The sequence below is a fragment of the Flavobacterium sp. FlaQc-48 genome, assembly GCF_044007335.1.
Classification (GTDB): Bacteria; Bacteroidota; Bacteroidia; order Flavobacteriales; family Flavobacteriaceae; genus Flavobacterium.
Genome location: NZ_JBIPCR010000001.1, coordinates 638,152 through 661,471, shown reverse-complemented (window position 1 = coordinate 661,471; position 23,320 = coordinate 638,152). Strand labels below are relative to the sequence as shown.

At 32.7% G+C, this 23,320-nt stretch carries 25 protein-coding genes; 9 read left to right on the top strand and 16 right to left on the bottom strand.

Features of this window, described 5'->3' with window-relative positions; all coding sequences use genetic code 11:
• Positions 1–315: 315 nt before the first annotated feature.
• Entirely contained in the window at positions 316–723 is a 408-nt protein-coding gene (locus tag ACHRWY_RS02845; protein ID WP_395352305.1) for a helix-turn-helix domain-containing protein, read from the bottom strand.
• A gap of 429 nt (positions 724–1,152) precedes the next feature.
• Between ACHRWY_RS02845 and ACHRWY_RS02840 the strand changes: the two genes are divergently transcribed.
• On the top strand, positions 1,153–1,473 hold the full coding sequence (locus ACHRWY_RS02840; RefSeq protein ID WP_395352499.1) for an ArsR/SmtB family transcription factor: 321 nt from the start codon (positions 1,153–1,155) through the stop codon (positions 1,471–1,473).
• Positions 1,470–1,973: an SRPBCC domain-containing protein gene (locus ACHRWY_RS02835; protein ID WP_395352303.1), complete on the top strand. Its 504-nt coding sequence runs from the start codon at positions 1,470–1,472 to the stop codon at positions 1,971–1,973. The genes ACHRWY_RS02840 and ACHRWY_RS02835 overlap by 4 nt, the downstream gene beginning before the upstream one ends.
• A gap of 239 nt (positions 1,974–2,212) precedes the next feature.
• Here the strand turns inward: ACHRWY_RS02835 and ACHRWY_RS02830 are convergent, their stop codons facing one another.
• Complete coding sequence (locus ACHRWY_RS02830; protein WP_395352301.1) at positions 2,213–2,677, bottom strand: nuclear transport factor 2 family protein; 465 nt, start codon at positions 2,675–2,677, stop codon at positions 2,213–2,215.
• A 401-nt stretch (positions 2,678–3,078) separates the two neighbouring features.
• Here ACHRWY_RS02830 and ACHRWY_RS02825 point away from each other — a divergent pair, with 401 nt between their 5' ends.
• From ACHRWY_RS02825 to ACHRWY_RS02800, 6 genes are all read left to right on the top strand, one after another.
• A complete protein-coding gene (locus ACHRWY_RS02825; RefSeq protein WP_395352299.1) occupies positions 3,079–4,545 on the top strand; it encodes a 2OG-Fe(II) oxygenase in 1,467 nt (488 codons plus the stop codon).
• A 697-nt stretch (positions 4,546–5,242) separates the two neighbouring features.
• The gene (gene tssD / locus ACHRWY_RS02820; protein ID WP_395352297.1) at positions 5,243–5,635 is read left to right on the top strand and encodes a type VI secretion system tube protein TssD; all 393 of its coding nucleotides are present in this window, start codon (positions 5,243–5,245) and stop codon (positions 5,633–5,635) included.
• Positions 5,636–5,675: 40 nt separating this feature from the next.
• Entirely contained in the window at positions 5,676–7,511 is a 1,836-nt protein-coding gene (locus ACHRWY_RS02815; RefSeq protein WP_395352295.1) for a type VI secretion system Vgr family protein, read from the top strand.
• Positions 7,512–8,033: a hypothetical protein gene (locus ACHRWY_RS02810; protein WP_395352293.1), complete on the top strand. Its 522-nt coding sequence runs from the start codon at positions 7,512–7,514 to the stop codon at positions 8,031–8,033.
• Between the two features lie 51 nt (positions 8,034–8,084).
• Positions 8,085–8,354, top strand: coding sequence for a hypothetical protein (locus ACHRWY_RS02805; protein WP_395352291.1), 270 nt, complete (start codon positions 8,085–8,087; stop codon positions 8,352–8,354).
• A 642-nt stretch (positions 8,355–8,996) separates the two neighbouring features.
• The gene (locus ACHRWY_RS02800; RefSeq protein ID WP_395352289.1) at positions 8,997–10,157 is read left to right on the top strand and encodes a PQQ-binding-like beta-propeller repeat protein; all 1,161 of its coding nucleotides are present in this window, start codon (positions 8,997–8,999) and stop codon (positions 10,155–10,157) included.
• 127 nt (positions 10,158–10,284) lie between these two features.
• Here ACHRWY_RS02800 and ACHRWY_RS02795 read toward each other — a convergent pair whose 3' ends face one another.
• The 3 genes from ACHRWY_RS02795 to ACHRWY_RS02785 form a co-directional block, all read right to left on the bottom strand.
• Complete coding sequence (locus ACHRWY_RS02795; RefSeq protein ID WP_395352288.1) at positions 10,285–10,542, bottom strand: hypothetical protein; 258 nt, start codon at positions 10,540–10,542, stop codon at positions 10,285–10,287.
• 308 nt (positions 10,543–10,850) lie between these two features.
• On the bottom strand, positions 10,851–11,465 hold the full coding sequence (locus ACHRWY_RS02790) for a hypothetical protein (protein WP_395352286.1): 615 nt from the start codon (positions 11,463–11,465) through the stop codon (positions 10,851–10,853).
• A gap of 118 nt (positions 11,466–11,583) precedes the next feature.
• Positions 11,584–12,150 carry an adenylate kinase family protein gene (locus tag ACHRWY_RS02785; RefSeq protein ID WP_395352284.1) on the bottom strand — a complete coding sequence of 189 codons (567 nt, stop codon included), beginning with the start codon at positions 12,148–12,150 and terminating at the stop codon, positions 11,584–11,586.
• Positions 12,151–12,494: 344 nt separating this feature from the next.
• Between ACHRWY_RS02785 and lepB the strand changes: the two genes are divergently transcribed.
• The gene (gene lepB, locus ACHRWY_RS02780) at positions 12,495–14,102 is read left to right on the top strand and encodes a signal peptidase I (RefSeq protein ID WP_395352282.1); all 1,608 of its coding nucleotides are present in this window, start codon (positions 12,495–12,497) and stop codon (positions 14,100–14,102) included.
• A 159-nt stretch (positions 14,103–14,261) separates the two neighbouring features.
• Here lepB and ACHRWY_RS02775 read toward each other — a convergent pair whose 3' ends face one another.
• The 11 genes from ACHRWY_RS02775 to ACHRWY_RS02725 all read right to left on the bottom strand — a co-directional run bounded on the left by ACHRWY_RS02775 (position 14,262) and on the right by ACHRWY_RS02725 (position 23,276).
• Positions 14,262–15,725: an FAD-dependent oxidoreductase gene (locus tag ACHRWY_RS02775; protein WP_395352280.1), complete on the bottom strand. Its 1,464-nt coding sequence runs from the start codon at positions 15,723–15,725 to the stop codon at positions 14,262–14,264.
• A 29-nt stretch (positions 15,726–15,754) separates the two neighbouring features.
• Entirely contained in the window at positions 15,755–16,159 is a 405-nt protein-coding gene (locus tag ACHRWY_RS02770) for a hypothetical protein (protein WP_395352278.1), read from the bottom strand.
• A 115-nt stretch (positions 16,160–16,274) separates the two neighbouring features.
• Positions 16,275–16,850: a hypothetical protein gene (locus tag ACHRWY_RS02765; protein ID WP_395352276.1), complete on the bottom strand. Its 576-nt coding sequence runs from the start codon at positions 16,848–16,850 to the stop codon at positions 16,275–16,277.
• A gap of 78 nt (positions 16,851–16,928) precedes the next feature.
• Complete coding sequence (locus tag ACHRWY_RS02760) at positions 16,929–18,299, bottom strand: hypothetical protein (protein ID WP_395352274.1); 1,371 nt, start codon at positions 18,297–18,299, stop codon at positions 16,929–16,931.
• 44 nt (positions 18,300–18,343) lie between these two features.
• Complete coding sequence (locus ACHRWY_RS02755; protein ID WP_395352272.1) at positions 18,344–18,613, bottom strand: hypothetical protein; 270 nt, start codon at positions 18,611–18,613, stop codon at positions 18,344–18,346.
• Positions 18,614–18,852: 239 nt separating this feature from the next.
• Positions 18,853–19,146, bottom strand: a complete 294-nt coding sequence (locus ACHRWY_RS02750) for a hypothetical protein (protein ID WP_395352271.1) — start codon at positions 19,144–19,146, stop codon at positions 18,853–18,855.
• A 91-nt stretch (positions 19,147–19,237) separates the two neighbouring features.
• Positions 19,238–19,435 (bottom strand): hypothetical protein, encoded by a 198-nt coding sequence (locus ACHRWY_RS02745; RefSeq protein WP_395352269.1) that lies wholly within the window; start codon positions 19,433–19,435, stop codon positions 19,238–19,240.
• Positions 19,436–19,544: 109 nt separating this feature from the next.
• Positions 19,545–20,621: a calcium:proton antiporter gene (locus tag ACHRWY_RS02740; RefSeq protein WP_395352268.1), complete on the bottom strand. Its 1,077-nt coding sequence runs from the start codon at positions 20,619–20,621 to the stop codon at positions 19,545–19,547.
• Between the two features lie 168 nt (positions 20,622–20,789).
• Positions 20,790–22,163, bottom strand: coding sequence for a hypothetical protein (locus tag ACHRWY_RS02735; RefSeq protein WP_395352266.1), 1,374 nt, complete (start codon positions 22,161–22,163; stop codon positions 20,790–20,792).
• A 95-nt stretch (positions 22,164–22,258) separates the two neighbouring features.
• On the bottom strand, positions 22,259–22,807 hold the full coding sequence (locus tag ACHRWY_RS02730) for a hypothetical protein (protein ID WP_395352265.1): 549 nt from the start codon (positions 22,805–22,807) through the stop codon (positions 22,259–22,261).
• 64 nt (positions 22,808–22,871) lie between these two features.
• The gene (locus ACHRWY_RS02725) at positions 22,872–23,276 is read right to left on the bottom strand and encodes a VOC family protein (protein WP_395352263.1); all 405 of its coding nucleotides are present in this window, start codon (positions 23,274–23,276) and stop codon (positions 22,872–22,874) included.
• Positions 23,277–23,320 lie beyond the last annotated feature (44 nt).

Here is a 23,320-nt window from a genome sequence, read left to right as displayed (position 1 = left end):
TTCTCGTTTTTTTCTTTCAATAAAGACCTAAAGTCGCCACAGTTGGATTATAACTTTTATAAAGCCTATTTCAAGTTTTCAAAAAATGTCAAAATTGGAATTAAGTGTCCGATTACAGTCACTTACACTCCACCAAGAAACTCCTTAAGAAATTAAGGAGTTTTTTGTGTTTTACTTTGCGGGCACGGATTGCAAATCCGCGCGATCAGGTTTAAAATTAAATGGCTACTTATTTTGACTATTTGCCTGTTATGGTAACAAAAAAAGAGACCTCGAAAGTCTCTTTTGTTTGAATCAATATCTTATTGATAAAGTTTATTTTCCATTTAATAATTTCTCCATAACCTTAATCTGCTCATCTTTGGCTTTCAATAGTTCTAAATTCAATCGTTTAATTTCTTCTAAAGCCTCAATCCATTTTTCTACTGGATTTATATTGAAAGTTGGATAATAATTGTACCCATTGGATTGGTCGTTAAAAGTATTTGATATGATATTTACCGCCTGCTCTTCATCAAAATTCTGAAACGCTTCAACAGGAATTCTCAATGCATTTGAGATTTGTTTAAGCAAATTATCTTCAATTACATCTTTTTGCTCCAGCATAGAAATTTTCTTTTGGTTCCATTCATTTCCCAGATCAAAAGCCAAGGCTTCTTGTTTGATACCAAGCATTTCTCTGAAGCGTTTTACGTTTCTTCCCTGATGTATTTTTTGTTCCATAATGAATCTCCATTTTTCTAAAGGCTCAAAGATAAAGCCATTTGCATTAAAAACCCTGAATTTCAAAGATAAAAAAATATCCCGTAAAACATCCTTTTTGTCAGATATTATATCCGCTTTTCGAATAGGATATCCTTTTTAAAAAATTAAAATTCGCTTGTTAATTTTAAATCTTCAAGACACTTTTTGTTTTGAAATTGTTTATTTGAACAATTTCATTCTTCCATTTATCATTAAAGTATTGTTTTAAATTAATTTACATAAGTACTTGATTTAGTTGAACATGAAGTGATAATTATACAGCCACAATCAACTAGCTTAAACTTTACATTATTTCCTTCCTGAAAAAATATTCAATTAAAAAATTGCGCAACCAAATAATTGCGCTTATATTTGCAACCATATAGTGGCAAATAAATTAAAATGGAAATAAGACGTGACATTTTTCAGGCAATTGCAGACCCTACCAGACGGGCAATTATTGGCCTTATTGCTATGCAGGCAATGACACCCAATACTATTGCGGAACATTTTGAAAACAGTCGGCAGGCCATTTCAAAACATTTACGCATACTAACAGAATGCGCATTAGTAAAGCAAGAATACAGGGGAAGAGAAATCTATTACTCTTTAGAAATAGAAAAAATGAAAGAGATTGACAAATGGCTGGAACAGTACCGAAAAATTTGGGAAATTCAATTTAATCAACTCGACAATGTATTAGCAACAATTAAAAAAAATAAAAAATGAAAAACAATTTGCTATTTGATTTTACCGTTGACAAAACAACAAAAACGGTATTTATAAACAGAGAATTTGCAGCTGAACTTCCGCTGGTTTGGGATGCCTTTACCAAACCGGAAATACTCGACAAATGGGTGGCACCAAAGCCCTGGACCTCCAAAACAAAATACATGAATTTTGAAGTTGGCGGACGAAGATTTTATGCGATGGTAAGTCCTGAAGGGCAAGAACGTTGGTCAATTCAGGAATATACTTCTATTACTCCAAAAACCAATTTTAAAATGCATAATGCTTTTGCAGACCAGGATGAAAATCCTGAATTGCCAGGCTCTGATTGGGATTATACTTTTAGCGAAGTAAACGGTATCACTAAAGTAAGCATTACCATTTATAATGAATCTCTTGCGCGATTAGAGAAGATGATTGAAATGGGCTTTAAAGAAGGCTTTACAATGTCTATTGATAACTTAGAAAAAGTACTGGAAACTTTATCGCAAAGACAATAGAAAGGAAGCGGTTTTAAACAAAAGGAAATTTAGGGCTTAACGATTCATCATTTTTTTTCTAAAAACGTCAAAAATTGACGTTAAGCAATGCCATTCCTGACATTCCATAAAAACCTCCTTAAGAAATTAAGGAGGTTTTTTTGAATCACAATTTTTAACTATCCGGAAATACAATAAACTTATAAGGACAATGAATAAAACTATTCCTTTTTTATTTTAAATTTCCAATAAAACTTTTCTTATTCCTTTGGCTTTAGAGCTGCTACTTCAACGATTTTATGAGGGGTTCTGGTTGATATTTTGTCTACAATAAACCAGCCTTTATCTGTTTTCATGAGATTGAAGTAATCTGTAAACAACAGTTTTGAAGTACTAATTTCGACTTTTGCTGTAGCTACAGCATTTGTAATATCAATAAATACAATACGACCGGACCAATTAGCAGATCTGGCATTTGGAGATTTATATCCTGAAAGATATTGGGATTTAGTTACAATATTAAATTTGTTATCAGCAATATATTTGAGTTGCCAGGAGTCATGAAATGACATCCCTATTTTAACAGAATCACCTGTAGCTTGCCCATCTAAATACAGATTAAGCGTTTTTTGAATCAAAAGCCAATCATTTGTAGCATCGTTTACCTGGGCATTTGCATTGAAAAATAAAAAACTAAGGGCAATAAACAGAAATACTTTTCTCATTTTTAAAATTTTAGATTGTTAATAATGAGTGCAAATATCCAGAAGACAGCTATTTAAAAGGTTTTAATTTATAAATTAGAACTCTTAATTTATAATATCGTACTTGTTTTTGCAGACGATTTTTGATATCCGGCAGGAGTTAAGCCTTTTATTTTTTTTAAGCAGTATAAAAGGCTGATCTGGAACTAAAATCACCATGAGAAGCAGTATTGATTTTTATTTTAATAAATAAATAAATCTAAATTTAGCCAAAAACGCCAATTGCCGTATCCTTTTTTTGTGTAGTATTGTGGAACAAATCATTTTTTGTCAATGGACAGAATATTTAAAACATACTTTTTGCAACAAGTTTGAAATGCAAACCAAAACAAACCAAACTTAAAGAAAGAAACAGAATTACTTTGACAACTACTAAAATTGAAATACAAAATATTTTACCGGATGCAAACTTTACTTGTTTTGTAATCCCGGCTTTATTTTGCAAATCTGAATGTGAGCAATTACTCCATACCGACATTAAGAACTCATTTCAAAAAGCAATTTCAAATTATCCAACCTATTACAGAAATAATGACAGGTTTGTCGTGGATAACGATGTTTTAGCAAAGCTGCTTTTTGAAAAGGTAAAACCATACTTGCCTGAGACCATAGAAATAAGTTCAGGTATTCAAGCCGAAAATGGAGTTTGGCATTTGAAGGAACTGAACAATAGAATTAGATTTTGTAAATATTCGGCTCATCAATATTTTCACAGACATCTTGATGGAATTCATTATCGAAATGAAACAACCCAATCTAAGTTGACTTTTATGATTTATCTGAATAGTGCAACAGAATTTAAAGGAGGACGAACTTTGTTTTTTAAAACAAAAGAAACCGATGAAATCTGGGCTTCCTATGTTCCCAGACAAGGCGACTTAATAGTTTTTGACCATAATGTCTGGCACGAAGGAGAAGTTTTGACACAAGGCGAAAAGTTTGTTTTAAGAAGTGATATTCTATATTCAAAAAAAGAAACCGAAACAAACAAAGAACCATTTGGCGGTCATTTGGGGTACATCTGGTCGCTGCTCAAAATTGACCACAATACCATTCTAAGTGGCGGCAGAGATAAAGAAATAAAGGTTTGGACAGCTTCCGGAGAACAAAAATATTCTTTGCAAGGCCATCAGAATTCGATTTTGTGCCTTGAGAAAATAAGTAATGCTATTTTTATTTCGGGTTCAAGAGACCAGCAAATAATTGTTTGGAAAGACTACAAAATTTTAAACAGAATAAAAATTCATTCGGCAATTGTACTTTCACTTTGCCGTATAGATGCCAATACGTTTGCTTCAGGCAGTGGTGACAACACCATTAAAATATCTAATCTTGACGGAACTGTTTTAAAAACATATAATGAGCATACAAATTGGGTCTGGCAAGTTATAAAACTGGATGACAATATTATCGCTTCAGGTTCTGAAGATGGCTCTATCAAAATTTGGAATTGCAAAATTGAAATATCAATCCATACATTTCGTACAAGTGACCCCATTATCAGTCTTGCTTTTAATAGCCAAACCAGACAACTAATCAGCGGGAGCCTGAATGGTGAAATTTCTATACGAACTTTGACAACCGATTATGTGCAACAGGAAATACAAACATTCAAAGCGCACGTTGGAATAATCAGAACCATTAAACTAATAGACAATAAACATATTGCGACTGGCGGCGAAGACAATAAAGTACGAATTTGGAATTTAGACGGACAATTGATATCAGAACTTGAACATCAAAACTTTGTACAATCTATTGAACTTTTAGACAACAGTACCATATTAAGTGCATCGTATGACGGAACAATTAAAATCTGGCCACTATAATGACCAAAAGAAGTACAGCTGACATACTTGTTTAATTTTACTTAATATTTCAAAAGGGGGCATTAAATGTCCGACCGCAGTCCCTGACACCCCATCAATAAATTCCTTAAGAAATTAGCTAATTTATTGATAGTCATTAATGCTATATAACCAATATTCTTCTGCAAATCTATCTCATTCCATTGAACCCAAAATAGGGTGATTTCTCAGTGTGACCTAACCACAGGTTAAATCGCAAAATTATTGACTTAACTTTTCCTGGATAACAATTTGAAATCAATTACGATATAAATCATTATTTCAATTCATTTTTCATATCTCCTGAGAGCAAAGCAGAAAATTTTAATCGGATTTTATGTTAAATCACAACCTTTCTTATCATATTACTTTGGTATAATGCTCTAAATGCCTTAAACCATACTTCACTTACTAATAACACTTTTTCTTACTTCCGGCTACTCAAAATAAACCTTATTGTAGTGTTTTTATGACTTATTGTGGATGTTTTATTATAATTAATGAGTTTATATTTATAGCATTAAAAAAAACTTCTTTTTGAAATTTTATGGATTTCGGGATTTAGTACCAAAATCCGGCATTGCTTTCGATTAAAATTCATACCATTTTGAGAGATTATTTTTATGTTTTACCTCACTAAAATAAAATTACACGTATCATTTATTAAAAAATAACACTTATGAGTTTTTTAGCAAAATTAGAATTAGACAATGAATCATTTAATATTTTGGAATTTGATGTCGAATTAGACCAGGGCACTGATAATAACGGAAAACCATCAAATAAAACCAAAGGAGGGCAAATAAGATTAGTTATTGAAACAACCAGTACTGATTTATTTTCGGATTGGGCGGTTTCGCATACCAGCATCAAGGACGGAAAAGTTATTTTTTACCGCAGAGACGCTATGAGCACTATGAAAAATGTAACTTTTAAGAAAGCGTACTGTATTTCTTTAAAAAAAAGATTTCGTAATGTGGGAGTTACTCCCATGACTACAGAAATTCTTATTTCATCAAATGAAATAAAAATAGGCAATACTTTATTTGAAAATAACTGGAAAAATTATTAAACCAAAACCTTGAATTAAAACAATTTAACTAATCAGAACCATGGCATTAAATACAGATACCACAATAAAAATAGGCGATATAATAATACGAAATTTTAGCCATTTGAAGATTAATCAGAAAATTCACGATCATCATACTTTTTCTATTGAAGTACGTCAGGATATATTGGCAGGTGAATCTGAAAGTGTTATGCCGATAACACAGAATCTTTCAGCAGCAAAGGTAAGTATAGAAATAAAAGCAATAGCAGATTTAGATGACCTTATGGTGGTTACAAATCCTAAAGATTATATCATGCAATTTTCCGGAATAGTGACCAGGGTTTCTATGCGAAAATCCCGCGTTCGAAATATGGAAGAAACCATTTTAATTACCGGATATGGTTCTTCTATTGTTTTAGACAATGGAAAAGAATCAAACTCATTCACAGACAAACCATTGGCCGATATTGTAAACCAAGTAAAAGCCAGTTATGATATCGATATGAAAGTTACTCCACATTATAAAGAGAATCTGCCTTATACCGTTCAGTACAACGAAAGTGATTTTGCTTTCCTGAACCGTATCGCAATGCGTTATGGACAATGGTTTTATTATAATGGAACTTCAATGGTCTTTGGGACTCCCGGAGGAATTGGCGGAGAGCCTAAACTTGTTTATGGGGTTAATATGCAGGAATTTAGCTATGATGTAAAACTGAGCCCAACATTATTTAAAGCTATAGAAAATGATAATCTAAAAGGAAATTATTATGCAGAAAGCACTTCTAAATACAAAAAAGAAGTCAATGGATTTCATCAAAATTTCATAAACAAATCCAATCAGGTTTTCAATAAAGAAACGGTAATTCAAAGCAATCAAAATGCAGTTGGCGGAAGCGGAAAAAAATCCTCTGAAGAATACGCCAAAAACAAAATGCGCTCCATTATGGGCGATATGATTCAAATAGAAGCTTCGAGCGAGGTTCCGGGTGTAACCATAGGCAGTAATGTAAGTATAAGTGGTGTTGATCCGCAATTAGAAAGTTCTTATAGGGTAATCCAAATAACCCATACCTGTGATGACGGCGGTGGTTATGAAAACCATTTTAAAGCTGTAAATCTTAACGGTGCAGTCTTCTCTCCCAAAACAAATCCCGATTTAGTCCCACGATGCGAAAGCCAAACCGCTATTGTCATTGCAAATGATGATCCCGACGGACTTGGAGATTTAAAAATACAGATGCCATGGCAGGAGGCCAAAGGAGAAACAACCCCTTTTGTCCCCATTGCACATTCGCACGGAGGCAGTGATAAAGGCATATATATCATCCCCGAAGTTGGCGAGAAAGTTTTTGTAGATTTTCAGGGTGGCAATGCCGAAATGCCAATAGTAATGGGTGCAATGTTTAACCGAAATGCAAAAAGCGGTTATGCCACACCCAATAATGATATGAAAGTAATTTGCACCCGCTCCGGCATAAAAATCGTTTACAATGATGCCGATGGAAGTCTTTTAATTGAAGACCCTAGCGGCAACAGGTATTTTATGGATGGTAAAGGGAACACTTTCGTCAAAGTACCTAAAAATATGACTTTTGACATCGGTGAAGACCTCACCTTTAATGTTGGCAAAAATATGATTACTCACGTGGGTGAAGACCAAAACACTCATGTAGGAAAAGATAAATCTACTACGGTAAACAATAAAAACAGTTTGCAGGCCCAGGAATACAAACAAAATATCGATGAAAATAAAACCGTGGAGATTGGCGGAGATCTAAACGAAACAACCTCTACCACAACTCACAAAGCGATTGGTGGAGATATATTAATTCATAGTATTGGAATTTCTAAATTATTAGGAGCTAAAGATGCTAAAGTAAATAAGGGATAAATGATAAAAAAACATCTGAAAGAATATATTGATACATGGAAATCAATTTTTGATATTAAAAAACGTACAACAAAAATAAACTTTAATGTATTTGTCTGCATAAATTTTTTGTGCGTTTTGATCATATATAATGCATCCCAATTTTCAGAAAGTCTAAATTTTATTAAGACGATCGCGATTTTATTATTTGTTTTGACATTCGTTTTTGGAGCAATAAAAAGTGGTGTTCCTAAAATAACAGGAAGAATTTTTGGCAAAATAGTATTAGCGGGTATTTTGATTGGCTTTCTAAATGTTCTTGTAGTTTGGGGATATAGAGAAATTGATAGTCAGGGTTATGGAATACTTATAATGATGTTTCTATGTATTACAGTTTATCCAATAATCGTAACAATTAGTATTTTATTTTTTAATGTTTTTAAAAAAGATAAAATTTCAGATCTGGAGTTAATCATTTATTCTGTTGTTTTTTCAGTAACAACTTTTATGATTACTGAATCAACACTTAGTAACATGAAATAATATAAAACATTAAAAGAAAGAAATTTGAAATTTAAAAATGAGTCTATTAAAATGGCAAAACTACTACAATCAATAATTTTTGGCATGCTGATAAGTTTAACAGTCTCCTGCCAAAACAAACAAGAAAAGATTATGATACAAGAACAAACCAACTTACCCAAATTCTATTGGAAGTCAAATCTTAATTGCCCTCCAGGTTATCCAGTAGAAGTATATATGGGGGGGCTCGAAGGCAATGGTTCTTACGGAAGCTTAGATTCAGGAACGTCAACTGGTCTTGGAGGTTGGGGAGATTCGGGTAGAATGGGAATATCTATGTGAGAGTTTTATGAAACATTTAAAAAGTAAATCATCGAATGTATTTCCGTACAGGTTATTTGCAGAGCGTTAATCTCCCGGTAAAATAACGTATTTATCACAGGTTAAAGAACAACTAAACGATCTAAGAATGTTTGATTCGTCAAAAGCAGTTTATTATTTAATCTCTTTTTTATGTGCTGAACCATTTTTGCATTTTACGAGATACCCGTCACAAATAAATGTCATTACGTTCTTTGTGAAGAATAATTTTCATAAATTCGTCTTTTCTTACTAAAAATATGTATTTCATAATTTGTATACGAATTGTAAGTAATCTTAAAAAAAAAGCATTCTATTGAAACCAATCTCTTTGTTATTCTTTTTTCTGTTTTTTTCAAGCGCCAGCGTAGATTACAAATCCTATCAAATTGTAAGACCGGTAAAAATTAATCCGAAAATTAATAAACGGATGATCGATGAGCCAATCTTGAATAGTAACGGATCTTATTCAACTGAAATCATTGAAAAAATGAAAAATTTTATATAAAAGCTGTAAATTCGTCCATAAAGGACTTTGTAAAGAAATACAATTGGAGTTCTAAATAGAAAGATTCATTTTATATTACTAAACAGCAATCAAATCATCAAACCCAAATTTTAAAAATGAAAAAAATAACAATTACTCTTTTATTTGCATTTACTGTTATAAATATATTTGGGCAAGCGCCAACGATTTCAAAGGCTAATGATTTAGTCACTAATAAAGTCACAAATCCGGTTAAAAAAGTTCCATTAGATAAAGCATTAATCCTAATTTATGATTACGACGGCTCTCTTTTTGCATTTGATTTAGAATCTGAATCAATTGCCTGGACTGTGAAAGCTACAGATTCGCATACTGAAATGTGTGCAAATGCAGTAACATTGCAGGATGGAGTTGTTTACGTTCCGTTTATTAATGGTGAAATTTTTGCAATTGATAATCAAACAGGTGCTGTTTTTTGGAAATCAAGGTTAGGAAATAGTACAGATCAAATTGTATTAAAAGATCAGATTCCCATTATAAATGATGGAAAACTGTATCTAACTTCTCAAAATCAGAACATTTACGCCCTTAATACAAAAGATGGCAGTTTAGTATGGAACTACAAGCTGGATTCTCCCAATAATGATATTCCGGTCCTCTTTTTTGATAACAAAATTTTTACCCAAAGTGCGAACAATTTATATAGTTTTGAAGCCCATACAGGAAAACTGGTTTACCAAAAAAGCTTTGATGAACCTCTACACGGAAAACCTGTAACAGATGGTGAAAATATATTTATAGCAAATGAAAAAAATGTAGTTTATGCCTTAAGTCCTAATAAACCAGATATTTTATGGCAATTTAAATTAGATGAAAACCAGTACAATATTAAGGAACGTATATTTTGCAAAGACAAAAAAGTATATTTTGCAGCACAAGGCGAAGCCGTTTCTTCTATATATGCTGTTGATTCAAAAACAGGAACCCAAATTTGGAAAACCGACTTTAAAGACGATAATATCGAATACATAACCGAAGAAAGTGATAATGTTTGGGGATATACCCGTAAAGCAAAACTTTTTCAATTGGACATCACAAACGGTGAAATAGCATTTGAAACAAAATTAACAACAAAACCTATTTCGAATCTTGAATTTGCGGTTGATGATTACTTGTATTATTATTCAGACGCTGCCTTAATTCAATTTGAGTTTAAAACAAAAGACGAAAACGAAATTTATTTGAGAACGTCTATTAAGGATGACGTTTATAGCGCCTTTGTGAAACTAATCCGATAAAAAAAAAGAAGCTGCCCCGAGGCAGCTTCTTTTTTTTTAATTCTTCTCAGTACCATATTCTCGGGTAAAATAAAGATTTTAAGCAGGAAGTAAAAACACCTGAATCAATTCTATATATTTAGAAAATTTAAAGGTCTCTTGATTTAATTTCTTTATTCAGCAGATTTAAATTTATCAATAAAGGAACAAAAGTCATAGGCAGGGTAAAAACAGGAATAAGGGTTGCAATAGAAACGTTTTTAAAACCTTTTGCAGTAAAAATATAGATTACGATTGCAATAGCTAAGACAAAAATAACTCCAAAACCAATTAAGACACCTTTAAATAAATCTCTCTTTTTGATTAATTTTTCATTTGTTAACTCTTCGTAAATGTTTTTCTTCATAGGATTAGGATTGGTTAATTATTATAGAAGTTTGGGTTTTTCGAACATTTTTTGGTTTAAAATTCCCGGAAATACGGGAGTAACAGACATTAGTTTCCTCTTTTACGACTAAGTGCAAAACCATAAACTAAATACATTTCAAAGCGAATATAATAAAAAAATAATTTTAAAAAATTGAATTTATCAAAGTGCTAATCGTATTTTCTATTCCTTTTGCCTGTAAAATAGTTCGTAAGTTCAAAACGAATCCAACGGATGCCAGGCTTATTACAAAACTTGTTAAGAAACCTTAATTTTGTCACAAGCTGTTAGTTGATTTTTTTTAACTTCCAATGTTTGACTATATAATAATTCCAGATCCCTTTTTGCACTATAATTTCTAATTCGTAATCTTTGGGATTGCGATTATAGTTTTCGCGATTCATTTGAGAAGTAACACTAAAAACCTCGGTCCGATTTTTAAATTTAAAACTAATATCAGGATTTTTTTTAGTGTAAAACCGGGTGACTTTACAAATTACTATTTCTGTTGGATTTTTTGCCGCTTCTTTTTGGTTGATATAGTTCCATGTTAGACCTGCAATTTGACCAAAACTTAAATATGAAACCACAATACCCTGTAACAGATAAAATCCAATGACATATATTTTGACATATACTTCTTTAAAACTTAAGTATTTTTCAATTAAAAATTTTCTTCTGTATATTCCAAAAAATAATATCCCAATAAGTATTGGCAACCAAAAGATATAAATTTGATATCTTTTATCATGCCCAATCGTTTTGTTTTCGATAAACGTTAAATTTATAAGGCAAAAAATTAAAGCAGATATTAAAAGATAATACTGTATTTTTTCTTTTTTCTTCTCCTTGTTTTTTAAAGCTCTTTTTTCTCTTATTTTCTGTTTTCGTTTATCTCTCAAAAAAATATATGTATTGTTTATTATAAATTGTCTTATCAATTTCAATAAAACTAAAAATGAAAGAATATTTGATTACAACATTCTTTCATCTTTTAGTTTTGTGTGTTAAAAATAACGCCTATAGCAAACTGGCTTTTATTCTTTCTGTAATTTCGTCAATCGTTCCGAGGCCATCAAAAGTCAATACTTTGATTTTTGATTTCATATATTCAATTGCCGGCCTGGTTGATTCTTCAAAAACATTAATGCGCTTGATATGAATTTCAGGATCTTTGTCGTCTTTTCGATTAGAAGTTTCTGCCCGTTTTTGGGCTCTGATCAATAATTCAGATTTTGGAACATCAATATTTAAAACTTTTCCAATTTTCAGGTTTTTTGAAGCAACAAGTTCAATTAAATCGTCAACCTGAGCTTTCGTTCTTGGGTAACCATCTAAAATTATTCCTGCTTTTTCCTTATTTTCATCGAGTACTTTACTAAAAAGGTCTTTCATAATGGAGTCAGGAACTAAATCTCCTTTTTCCTCGTATTGAGACATTATCTTTCCTATTTCGGTTTCATTTTGTTTTTCTTCCCTGCATTTATCTCCTGTAGAAATATGTTCAAAATTGAGCAGTTCTTTTAATACATTACATTGTGTTCCTTTTCCTGAATAAGGCGGTCCGGTTATTATTAATATTTCCATTTATGTTGATTGTTTTTATGCTTGTCTGATTTCTAAAACCTTCTTGATAGCAGCGATTCATTAATGCTTCATTTGAAAATAACTGCATCTGCCATTTCTTCATTTCCTGATGCATTACAGGCTATAACCAGCGTATAAATAACCAATTGTATTTCCTTGAAAAGTTTTAACTGAAAGCGAATATAAGAAATATATGCGCTACAATTAATTGATTTTTTTCAAAACAGGTTTAAAAGAAAGAAGGGGTGTAGTATATATTATCTAAAAATTATGTAACAAACTAAGTAAAAAACTACCTATAGAATAGCAGTAGATTTAAAAAACAACTTAAACAACTAAAAAACATGAATTTAGCAGAATGGCTCGTTTTTATTTTAATCATGCAGATTATTCATGGATTATCTACGTGGAAACTTTATTTAAAAGCGGGGAGAAACCCCATAGAAGCATTTATTCCTATTTATAATTTAATAATTTTAATGAAAATCATAAATCGTCCGCGCTGGTGGGCTATCCTGCTTTTTATTCCTATTATTAATCTTTTGATAATTCCTGTAGTCTGGGTAGAAATTATTAGAAGTTTTGGGAAAAATTCAAGACTCGATACTGCATTAGTTTTGGTAACATTAGGATTTTATATTACTTTTTTAAACTACGCTAATCAAAAGCTAACCTATATCGCAAATAGGGATTTGCAGCCCAAAACTAAAACGGGAGATACTGTCAGTTCTCTTTTGTTTGCAATTATTGTTGCTACCTTGGTACACACTTATATTGTGCAGCCCTTTACGATTCCCTCTTCATCAATGGAAAAGACATTACTAATTGGTGATTTTTTATTTGTAAGTAAACTTAATTATGGGGCAAGAACTCCTATGACTGCAGTTGCATTGCCTATGGTACATGACTCAATTCCTTTTTCAGGTACCAAATCATATCTATTCAATGACGAGGCTACAAAAAAAGAAACATCTTTGTTGAACAAGTTTCAATTGCCTTATTTTAGATTTCCATCAATAGAAAAGATTGAACGTAATGAAATCGTAGTTTTTAATCAACCTGCAGATACTTTGCGTGATATGGATAACTTTCATCCTGATCGAAATTATTACAAGCCCATTGATAAAAAAACAAATTTAGTAAAACGATGCGTTGGAATTCCGGGCGATTCTTTAGAAATTCGAGAGGGAAATGTTTATATTAATGGCAAAATACCTGAATTACCAAAAAGCGCAGAAACCCAATATAATTTTATTATAGACACACAAGGTCAGGCTATTAGTCAGGATGTTCTTGTACATAGATATGGGGCAAGGGAGGGTATGAAGTATGAAAATGGAACTTTTGCACTTACCAATACCGGACAGTATTATTTGACACTAACAGATCAGGAAGCTGCAGCAATCGCTAATAATCCGGTGGTAAAAGGAGTTAAAAAGTATTTAGCCCCAAAAGGAAAAGATGAAGGTGTATTTCCTCATATTCCTTCTTTGGGATGGAATGTAGACAATTTTGGCCCCATTTATATCCCTAAAAAAGGGGCAACTATAAAACTAGACCTAAAAACACTTCCTTTCTATAAACGAATTATAGAAGAATATGAACACAATAACTTAAAAGTTCATGGTGATGTGATTGTAATAAATGGAAAAACAAGTACTTCTTATACCTTTCAACAAGACTATTACTGGATGATGGGGGACAATCGCCAGAACTCATTAGACGCCAGATTTTGGGGGTATGTCCCTTTTGATCACGTAATTGGTAAACCGGTTTTTATCTGGTTTAGCTGGGACAAAGAGGGTAGCGGTATTAATAAGGTAAGATGGAATCGTGTTTTTTCTGTAGTAAATGGAAAAGGTGAACCTAAATCTTACCTAATTCATTTTTTAATAGTAATCGCTCTTTATATCGCAGGTAACAAAATAATAAAGAAAAAGAGAATAGAATAAATACATGAAATTTTACTTTGTTTAATAAAATTTCTTTAACTAAAAAAGCAAAGAACCTACTTAATTTCTTAAAAAGGTTCTTTGCTTTTTTTCATAATTACGGTATTTTATAATTTTATTTATCTTATTGAAGATCATAATTACTTTTTAAGCACCGTCTTATGTGTTTTTCCTTTTTAAAGACCTTCCTCGTGGTTCATCACCTTGATGAAGTACAATTTCGGAATGCAGGAACTGGGCAGCATCTGCTGAATCTTTTACTTTTGTAGCACTCCGTTCCAGCATTTCTGATTCAAATTCAGTTAGTACACTTTCTCTAATGCCGGCTTTTTGCCATTGCGATAATGGCCTGCAGCCGCGTACAATGCCACGGGCCAGCGTGAGTGCATCAAGCAGGGCCTGATTTGCTCCTTGTCCTTTAAATGGACTCATGGGGTGGGCCGCATCTCCAATTAGTGTTATTTGTTTGCTTTTAGCTAATAATTCTGAACTGAGCAATTCCCGATCATAAACGGGATATCCGGAAATTTGAGCTTCCCGGGTCGCTTCTAAGATTTGCGGAACAGGGGCGTGCCACTGCGTTCTGCGACAGGCTTCTTCTTTGAGTGCTTTTGCTCCCCGGGCGCTTAATGCTTTTGCCTCACTCTCAGGCATTGGAAAACTAAGCTGCCACATTACAGTATCTGATGTATAAGGCATTATGTATATTCGCTCATTTCCATTGGCGGTTTGAAATACGGTTGCCGAGTCTAATAAAGTACTATCAAGACCGTCAAGAGCGCTCAAAGGGCAAATTCCCAATATAACAATACAATCTAAATAACGTAAAGGCGTAATTGCATCGCCAATGAGCAGTCTGCGAACTGAACTGCGAATGCCGTCCGCACCAACTACAAGATCTGCTTTAGCGTTCGTGATTTCTCCATTTAAAAGAAAACTTAGCTGAACACCTTCATTCTCAGATGTTGTAAAATCGACTAACTGATGTCCCCAATTTACCTTATCGTGTCCGCCAAGCTGATCGAGTAGGGCCAAGCGTAAAGATTGTCTCGCAATATGTATATTGGTACGTTTGGGGGCTGTTTTCGTATTTGATTCTGACTGTACCCACTTTCGGCCCCCCCATTCGCCAATTACTTTTCCCTCAGTAGTATGAACCAGATGCCTTGTTGAAATTACCCCATCTTCTAGCGAAAAAATACCTAATCCTTCAATGGCTTTGCTGGCTTGCTGCAACGTGAGCCCGTAGCCCTGAGACCGGGCTTCGAAGTTGATATCGCGCTCGTATAGCGTAAAAGGTATTCCGCGATGCGAACATGCCACCGCCAGAGCCACTCCGCCTATACCGGCGCCAATAATAGCAATATGCGGGTAATTTTCTTTATCGACTATTACAGGACTATCTGAACGAATTAAACCAGATCCGCTGCAGTTCAAGCATAAATTTAAGTGAGATTTGGGACGTACAGGAGCGGTTCCTTCGCCATTTGAGTTTTCAAATTGCTCTAATGCTGCCTGATACTGAAGCCGGACTTTCTTACTCAGTCTTTGACTTTTTTTGCCACGTCCCTGACATTCAGGACAAATAGTCCAATATGTCTTTTTAATTTCGTCTTTTTTCACTTCTATTTTGTTTCAGCTTGCTCGTTAGGCTAATTTGTTTTTTTCTTTAATTTTAAATATAAGAATACATAAAAGATCAAATGAATTGATAATGTGCTATACATTAATAGCCTTTGTAAAGCCATATAAGCCTGAAAGTTTTGATTACCCAAACCTGGTGTTATATTGTCGTAAACTAATGATTTGCTTACAATAAAAAGTATATTGACAATAAAAAAATAGCCTAAAAAAATGTAAATGCTTACCATTCTTCGAATGCGAAAATAAAGAAATACCGGAATTATAAGGTTTTGCAAAAAGACAATCGCATAAAAACGATTATCATTTATATGCGAATTCCATCCGGGGAAAACCGAAGAGACAAAATCGAGTTTCATTAAGGCTAAAAATAGTACTAAAATCAGTCCTGTCAATACAAGTAAAAACTTTCTCATTATGCCGTTTTGAGATTTATGCCAATTGGTTTATAAAGTCATCAAATCGCATTGTTTATCAATGACCGCGTTTTATTCTGGCGAATATAAGAAAATATTAAGAGGGCAATACTATTTATTTCGAACCTGTTTCTAACAGTGCCGTATACATTTCATCCAGAAAATTTTGCTGCTCTGCATTGTCCTTAAAATAGCGTTGATAGAGTACGCTGCAACTCTGAACGTCAGAAATATTTTTGGTGTTAAAAGACCAGTCATCAATATCTTTAACAGCGATTCCTATACCGCTATCACAACTTTGCCACAGTCGGGAGAATCTGTTTTTTTTATCCTCACTTAGTTTAGTAAAATCTGCATAAACAGTAAAACCACGCATTTCTGAATTGAAAAACCGGCTAATTGAAGTTACCGGAACCCCACCCCAAATTATAGTTTGACCACTTGGAAGCCCAATATCAGTCAGGTCCCTCTCGTTCAGCATTTTATCCTGCTTTCCTTCTTTAAAAAATTGTTCTTCGTACACTAGTTTTGTTCCTGTTGGAACTGCTATTTTTTTTACTACTAATGGCTTTGTCGTAATAAAATAAGGATAATTTGGTGTCGAATTTCCACCTGTAGGATTCATGTTTCCTACACAACTTGCCAGAAGGAGTAAAGCCAACAAAGAAAAAGAAGTTTTAAAAAATTTCATAAACATTGTATTTTGAAATAATAAAATAAACAGTATTTCCTTTATAGCCTTAAGTTTAAATTGATTTTGAAACATTTCTTATGGTATCAATTTGAAAAGGGTTTCAATTGTCGATTTTTTTTGGTTTATCAGAATGAGCTGACTTTTATCGTTTAATAGAATTTTCTCTGCAAACTCTTTGTCCGGGTTGAATTTGAACTTGTTTAATTCTGCAAATTTATTTTTTATCAGTTTAAGTTTTTCGGCATTATTTTTTGAAACAATGATAATCTTGGTCAGGGGTGTTCGTTGCATTTTTTCGATGCTGCTTTCTGTAATTTGATCTTCAAATTCTGATCTCGAACGATAGCGGAACAATTGTCTTACGGTAGTGTTATCCTTTTCATTTTCACTCAATACATATCTGTAAGTCATAATATTATCGAGCTCATTGATCCAGTTTGGAAAATTTACTTCGTAAAGCCTAATATAGTGATCAATAAAACTTTTATCCATTGGTTTCTTTTGATCGATATAGCCTACAACCAAGGGATAAATTTGCTTTGCCATAAGATTGATGTATTTTTTATTATACCAATCCCCCGTGTCCGTTTTTCCATTTAATTTTCCATAAACATATCCATTGCCCAGTGCCGTTGCCAGGGCTTCATTCATAAGCTGATAGGCATAATTACTGCATTTTGATTTGTTCTCTTTGAAATATGAATCAATTTCTTTTTTTACTACGAGTGATTGCTCGTCATAAATGATATGATAGGTTTCATGTAACATTACACTAAACAAATCTTGATATGAGTTTAAGTCGGTTTGTACGGCACTGATGAAATTATTGCAAAAAGCCTGAGCCGTAAACCCTTTAGAATTAGGTAAAGGATAAAAAGCGATATTAAACGGAATAGAATTATCCCAACTTGAATTGTAAAACAATAAGCCGGTTTGAAAATAGTTTTCTATATCGTGTTCGTTTGCATATTTTGTAATTTCTGTTAGTTGTTTTTCAAATTTTTCCTTGTTTGGGTTGTAAATCAACTCATTATAAATGGGTGTGAATTCTGAAATAGATTCTGCCAAATCATTCAGCGTTTTATTAGGGATAAAACCAATAGAACGAAGTTTGAAATCCTTTAAATTTTGTGTTTCAATTAGATTTTTTTTCAAAATATCTTCTGTTTGCATCGTCTTCTTTGAACCAAATGGAAATTCTTCAAATCGATAACTATAGTCAAGTTTCAACTGCTCAAATTTTGAGATGATACTTTTATATTTCTCAATGTTATATTTTGATTGCTGAAATTCAGTCTTGAAAGAATTTTCAGGATAATTTTCAGAAAGTTCCTGTAGAAAAACAAAAACAGCCAATTGTTCAGAATATTTAATATTGAACGTTGCTTTTTGTGCAAATGCAAGAGTTGTCAAAAATAAAAATATTGGTAAGAGTCTTTTTTTCATGAGTTCTGATAAGGTTTTAGGAAAAATGTAGGGTCTGTTATATTTTAGTTTGTGGTCACTTTTGCCAGTCTTACAATTTGATAAATCGCATGGTTTTTTAAGGCTAAAGAACGCGCTATTTCAGGAATTTCCTGCATGTTTACTTCGCAAATGTATCCAAATTCTAATTCGGTTGTTATTTTGGCATGCTTTGAAATTATTTTGCTTAAAGTGTTATTGGTTTGATAAAGCTCAATATAAACCAGATATACGCCATCAGAATATTCCTTTGGAGTGCCGATGGTTTTTAACAATAAATCATCATTATTTTCCATTGATCAGGTGGTTTTTAAATTAAAAAAGCGTAATCTGATTATCTCAAAAAAAGTTTTTTATAGTCTTTATTCTGTTTTTCTGTACTTGTTCTTTCTTGCTTCCATTTCCTGACGAATGCCAGTACTTTCTCCAAATCATGTATACTTTGAAGCTGTTTGTATTGCGAAGAAGTTAAAGTGCCTGTACAAACTAATTCATTAAGCTGCCCCTTATATAACAATTCGCCTCTTTGGTATGGCTACACTAAGATTACAAATGTAGGAATAATATCTGCTTTATGATAGCAATATCCTACTTTTTTCTCTGCAGGAAAGCCAAATTTTTCTATCATTTTCTGAAAATCAACGGAAACTTTTTCCTTTCCGGAAACTAAAGTATCAATCGGATGATCCTTTTTCCGTGTTCGCCATTCGTGAAAACGACTGTTTATTTCGCTGTCTGACTGCTCTATTTCTAAAAGCTTTTTTCTAAATTCTAAGCTGAAATTATCGTTGAAAAATTTTTGATATTCGGGAAACTGATGATAAAACATTTTGTACTATTTCTGGTTTTCAAAAGATTTAAAATATTTTAAAGGAATTCCGCCTTTGGGCAAACGAATAGCAATTTGTTCCATCCAGACCTTATCTCCAGTCTTTTCTGCAACTTTTAAAAGCCATGCGCAAATCGATACCAAAAGGAAAATCAATAGTATCAAATGCAATTTTTAAGAGTTTATTGGCTTCCTTAAAATTTTCATTTGCATATTCCCTTAGCAGCCAGTTCAACTGTTTAGGATAATTTTCGTAATTGCAATTTTGAGCAAAAACAAATTGTGCCATAAATAAATCCAATAAAAATCAGAAAAATTTTTAGTCTCATTTTATTAAAAGTATCTTTAGTAAAGGTTAATTCCAGTTTTTAAAGCGAATACAGTTTTATTTCCAGAAATTAAGGATATATCATCAGAAATACAAACGCAAATAAATTAACTAAAAGTACAACCCCGTACACAATATTAGATTTTCCTTTGCTTAATGACAACATCACAGTAAAAACGGATAACGCCAGCAAAACTATAGATTTAATGTCAAGTCCCAGAATAATAGGCATATCCATAATAATACAAACTACAGCAACACTTGGAATCGTTAACCCTATACTGGCCAGAGCAGAACCCAAAGCCAAATTGATACTGGTTTGAAGCCTATTTTTTCTTGCTGCGATAATGGCAGCAATGGCTTCGGGAAGTAAAATTATGGCAGCAATCACAACGCCCACTAAAGTTTTTGGCAAATGATAACTCACAATAATGCTTTCGATAGTAGGAGAAAGGGTCTTGGCCAAGAGCACCACAATACCCAAACTTACTATTAAAAAGACAAGGCTGGTGTAGAAGGTTTTATTATCGATCGCTATTGGTTCTACTGCATCTTCGTTTTCGTCGTCGCCAACGGTAAGGAAATATTGTCGGTACCTGCTGGTTTGTGCAAACAGAAAAGAAGCATAAATTACAATACAGGCAATAGAAGCAAAAACAAGTTGCGGCATTGAATAATAAGAACCTTTAACGCTTTCGGTGAAAGTAGGGAAGACCAGTGTAAATACAATAATCGAAACCAATGAAACCAAACCAATCGTTACAGAAGAGACTGAAAAATTTTGTTCGTAATGTTTTAAACCACCAATTAGAAGACAAAGTCCAATAATACCATTTAGAATAAGCATTGTCGCAGCATACACCGTATCCCGGGCTAATGAAGCTGCTTCAGGGCCTTCGGATAACATTAAAGATACAATAATAGAAACTTCTATAACAGTTATCGATATTGCCAAAATAATGGTTCCGTAAGGTTCTCCAACTCTTTCGGCTATTATTTCGGAATGATGCACAGCCGACATCACACTTAATATAAGCAACAGGCTTGCAACAATTTGAAAAATACTGCTATTGTCTATAAGTCCGCTAAAAAAAAGTATCCAGGATAGTGCCGGAATGATAATTGACCACTGAAGTAATTGTTTCATCTTTTATTGTAAATATTCTAATTAATACTATAACGAATAGATTTAGCCTTAATACGACTTTTCTATTTCCTGTAATATAGCACTTTTTTTACTATAAAGGGCAAATAAACCTTGATATCATTACCTTTCAGCACTCCTGCATCTTAATTCTTGTACGGTTTGCTTGTTTTAATCGCCGCCGCCACAACCACCACATGAGCTGCCGCAGGAGCTGCTGCAAGAACTCGAAGAGCTGGAACAATTTGATCCGGATCCTCCGCCAGACGACTGAAAATAGTTTGTTTTCGCATATTCTGTTAATGGTATAAATGAACTTACCAGGATTATTTCACCATAGAAAAAATAATCCCACTGCCAGTCTTTTTTAATTTCTTCGGTTTGTTTCTCTTCTTTAAAAAAAGAAGGTATTGTATGACTAAAGAGATAATCTGTCATTTTATTTAGATAATAATTACTCACAGCAATAAGAATAATCAGGGCAAAAAATAAGTAGGTTACCGGTTTATCTCTCACAATTCCCGAAATGAACCTGCTAAAACCGATACTTAACAAAAAAGCTAAAATTAGCATGATAATTTTTACTACAAATAAAAACTGTTTAGACGCGGTAATCGTTTCTCTAATTTTACTAACCCCTTTTTCTATTTGTGCAAATATTGGTTTGAGTTCGGCAGTTTTATACAATTGCGGATAGGTCAGGGGATCATAATCTTTCATGATTTCAATAACACAATTTTCATATTGATTATCGGTTAGCGTTCCATCAATTAGTTCTAATCTGTTATTCAATATTTTAATTTTTTTGCTAATAATTAAATTGTTTATCACGCCCTGTACAACATATTCTAACTTGTTTTTTTTAAGAAAAACGAGTTCCAAAGGACTTAGATTTGCTAAAACTAAATTAGATTTTATTTTACGATACAATACTTTAAATGCGGTTTTTACAAATTGTGCTGCCAAGACAAGCACTACAGTAAATAACAGAAAATAATATATTAGAAAATCCGGATTTTTAATCTGAATTAAAATAGGTTTAAGGAGATAGTAAACAGGAATGATCAAAACGATAAGAGATACTATAAAGATCTTTTTAATGTTTCCTGTTTCAACTTTGCTTTTATCTAAATGTAAAGCCTCAAATTGATTCGTATATTCCCAGATTTCTTTTGGCTGATCTCCGAAATTTTGCCCGTATAATTGTTTTGTTATTTCTTTGGCCCTTTGAAATTTTTCAGTTTCAGCCCGGTTATGTGTAGAAGGAATATGTTCGATTCTTTTCTTTAAAACAACACATAAATCAGAATAAGAAGTGGTAAAAATTAAGTGTTGGTGCCAGACAATATCGACGATTTCAGACGGAGATACCATTTCAGAAGAAGTGGCTGCCAAATACATGAATTTTTTATATTCCAGAATGGCTGTTTTAGTAAAATAGGCCGTCCAGTTATTTTCAAATGCCAATCTTGTCGAAAATCCGTATTGATTTTTCGGATTGTCTAAATCAAATTTTAAAATCTCTGACCAAAGCAATGTATCCATTAAAGTTTTTTCTTTTTTGTTTGTATTTTTTTTATTATAACAGGAATTTTAATTTACTGGTAAAAAGTACTTTATAAGTGAGATTAAAAAGAGATTTATTTAAAATATTTTTCCTGATTTTCTTTATCAATACTAATTTCTAACACTTTTAATACCTTAATTCCCTCCGGATTTCTGCCGCCGGTTATAGCGAAAACCATGATGTATTTCTTTTTACCTACTTCTTTAAACATCATTTTATAAGGGTAAATATCCTGAATGTAATGTTCGTCATGCTCTAACTTTGGTTTTGGTAAATCAAGATATTCAGCAATAAAATTTAAATCGGCTAGCGAGAAACCTCTTTTTGGAGATTGAAAGGTTGATAAGTTCTTATTGATTTGCGCGGGTATAACAGACTGAACAAAAAAGTAAATTTTAATTTCTTTGTTATGGTCTTTAAATGTAATGTACGATTTCATAAAATCAGGAGCACTTGTAGATCCTAACCAATACTCGTTTCCCAATTTTAATTTTTGATTCTTTTGACAATCGAAATATTCTATGTCTGTAAATTCTTTTTCAACTTTAAACACTGCTTTATTAATTTTAGTAAAGGAGAGGCTTACCAGCACTGTAAACAAGAGTATAATTTCTTTCTTCATATTCGGAATCACTTATTTGAGGCAGCAAAGAATCCTTTTTTATTGCCATAAAGAAACAAGTCAATCAAGGTTCCCAAAGTTCTATTTTATTGCCATCTGCATCCATAATATGTACAAATTTTCCATAGTCATACGTTGCAATATCATCTAATACCGTTACGCCATTTTCTTGGAGTTTCGCTACAAGTGCTTCGATATTCTGAACACGGTAATTAATCATAAACTCTTTTTTGGAAGGTAAAAAATAGTCATCTCCTTTTTTAAAAGTACTCCATTGCAGTGCATTGACTTCGTCCGGATTATGAATATTCCTGGATTCAAAAGTTGAGCCCCAGTCATTAGTATCAAATCCTAAGTTTTTAGCATACCATTCATTTGTTTCTTTGGGATTATCTGAAAAAAAGAAAATACCGCCTATCCCTGTAACCTTTGGAGTTGAATTATCCGGTTGATTTTTTGAGTCTTCCATAGTGGTTGTTTTTTAATTATTTGGTTGCTGTTATAAAACTAATT

What these genes read in the sequence shown, in the direction of transcription:
- ACHRWY_RS02810 (WP_395352293.1), top strand. Translation starts at nt 7,512, where the DNA reads ATGATAAAAAAACATCTGAAAGAATATATTGATACATGGAAATCAATT.
- ACHRWY_RS02750 (WP_395352271.1), bottom strand. Translation starts at nt 19,146, where the DNA reads ATGTTTTATCATCAGTTTCCCGAATATCAAAAATTTTTCAACGATAAT.
- ACHRWY_RS02760 (WP_395352274.1), bottom strand. Translation starts at nt 18,299, where the DNA reads ATGAAAAAAAGACTCTTACCAATATTTTTATTTTTGACAACTCTTGCA.
- tssD (WP_395352297.1), top strand. Translation starts at nt 5,243, where the DNA reads ATGAGTTTTTTAGCAAAATTAGAATTAGACAATGAATCATTTAATATT.
- ACHRWY_RS02740 (WP_395352268.1), bottom strand. Translation starts at nt 20,621, where the DNA reads ATGAAACAATTACTTCAGTGGTCAATTATCATTCCGGCACTATCCTGG.
- lepB (WP_395352282.1), top strand. Translation starts at nt 12,495, where the DNA reads ATGAATTTAGCAGAATGGCTCGTTTTTATTTTAATCATGCAGATTATT.
- ACHRWY_RS02745 (WP_395352269.1), bottom strand. Translation starts at nt 19,435, where the DNA reads ATGGCACAATTTGTTTTTGCTCAAAATTGCAATTACGAAAATTATCCT.
- ACHRWY_RS02845 (WP_395352305.1), bottom strand. Translation starts at nt 723, where the DNA reads ATGGAACAAAAAATACATCAGGGAAGAAACGTAAAACGCTTCAGAGAA.
- ACHRWY_RS02765 (WP_395352276.1), bottom strand. Translation starts at nt 16,850, where the DNA reads ATGAAATTTTTTAAAACTTCTTTTTCTTTGTTGGCTTTACTCCTTCTG.
- ACHRWY_RS02805 (WP_395352291.1), top strand. Translation starts at nt 8,085, where the DNA reads ATGGCAAAACTACTACAATCAATAATTTTTGGCATGCTGATAAGTTTA.
- ACHRWY_RS02730 (WP_395352265.1), bottom strand. Translation starts at nt 22,807, where the DNA reads ATGAAGAAAGAAATTATACTCTTGTTTACAGTGCTGGTAAGCCTCTCC.
- ACHRWY_RS02785 (WP_395352284.1), bottom strand. Translation starts at nt 12,150, where the DNA reads ATGGAAATATTAATAATAACCGGACCGCCTTATTCAGGAAAAGGAACA.
- ACHRWY_RS02830 (WP_395352301.1), bottom strand. Translation starts at nt 2,677, where the DNA reads ATGAGAAAAGTATTTCTGTTTATTGCCCTTAGTTTTTTATTTTTCAAT.
- ACHRWY_RS02795 (WP_395352288.1), bottom strand. Translation starts at nt 10,542, where the DNA reads ATGAAGAAAAACATTTACGAAGAGTTAACAAATGAAAAATTAATCAAA.
- ACHRWY_RS02800 (WP_395352289.1), top strand. Translation starts at nt 8,997, where the DNA reads ATGAAAAAAATAACAATTACTCTTTTATTTGCATTTACTGTTATAAAT.
- ACHRWY_RS02755 (WP_395352272.1), bottom strand. Translation starts at nt 18,613, where the DNA reads ATGGAAAATAATGATGATTTATTGTTAAAAACCATCGGCACTCCAAAG.
- ACHRWY_RS02770 (WP_395352278.1), bottom strand. Translation starts at nt 16,159, where the DNA reads ATGAGAAAGTTTTTACTTGTATTGACAGGACTGATTTTAGTACTATTT.
- ACHRWY_RS02835 (WP_395352303.1), top strand. Translation starts at nt 1,470, where the DNA reads ATGAAAAACAATTTGCTATTTGATTTTACCGTTGACAAAACAACAAAA.
- ACHRWY_RS02815 (WP_395352295.1), top strand. Translation starts at nt 5,676, where the DNA reads ATGGCATTAAATACAGATACCACAATAAAAATAGGCGATATAATAATA.
- ACHRWY_RS02725 (WP_395352263.1), bottom strand. Translation starts at nt 23,276, where the DNA reads ATGGAAGACTCAAAAAATCAACCGGATAATTCAACTCCAAAGGTTACA.
- ACHRWY_RS02735 (WP_395352266.1), bottom strand. Translation starts at nt 22,163, where the DNA reads ATGGATACATTGCTTTGGTCAGAGATTTTAAAATTTGATTTAGACAAT.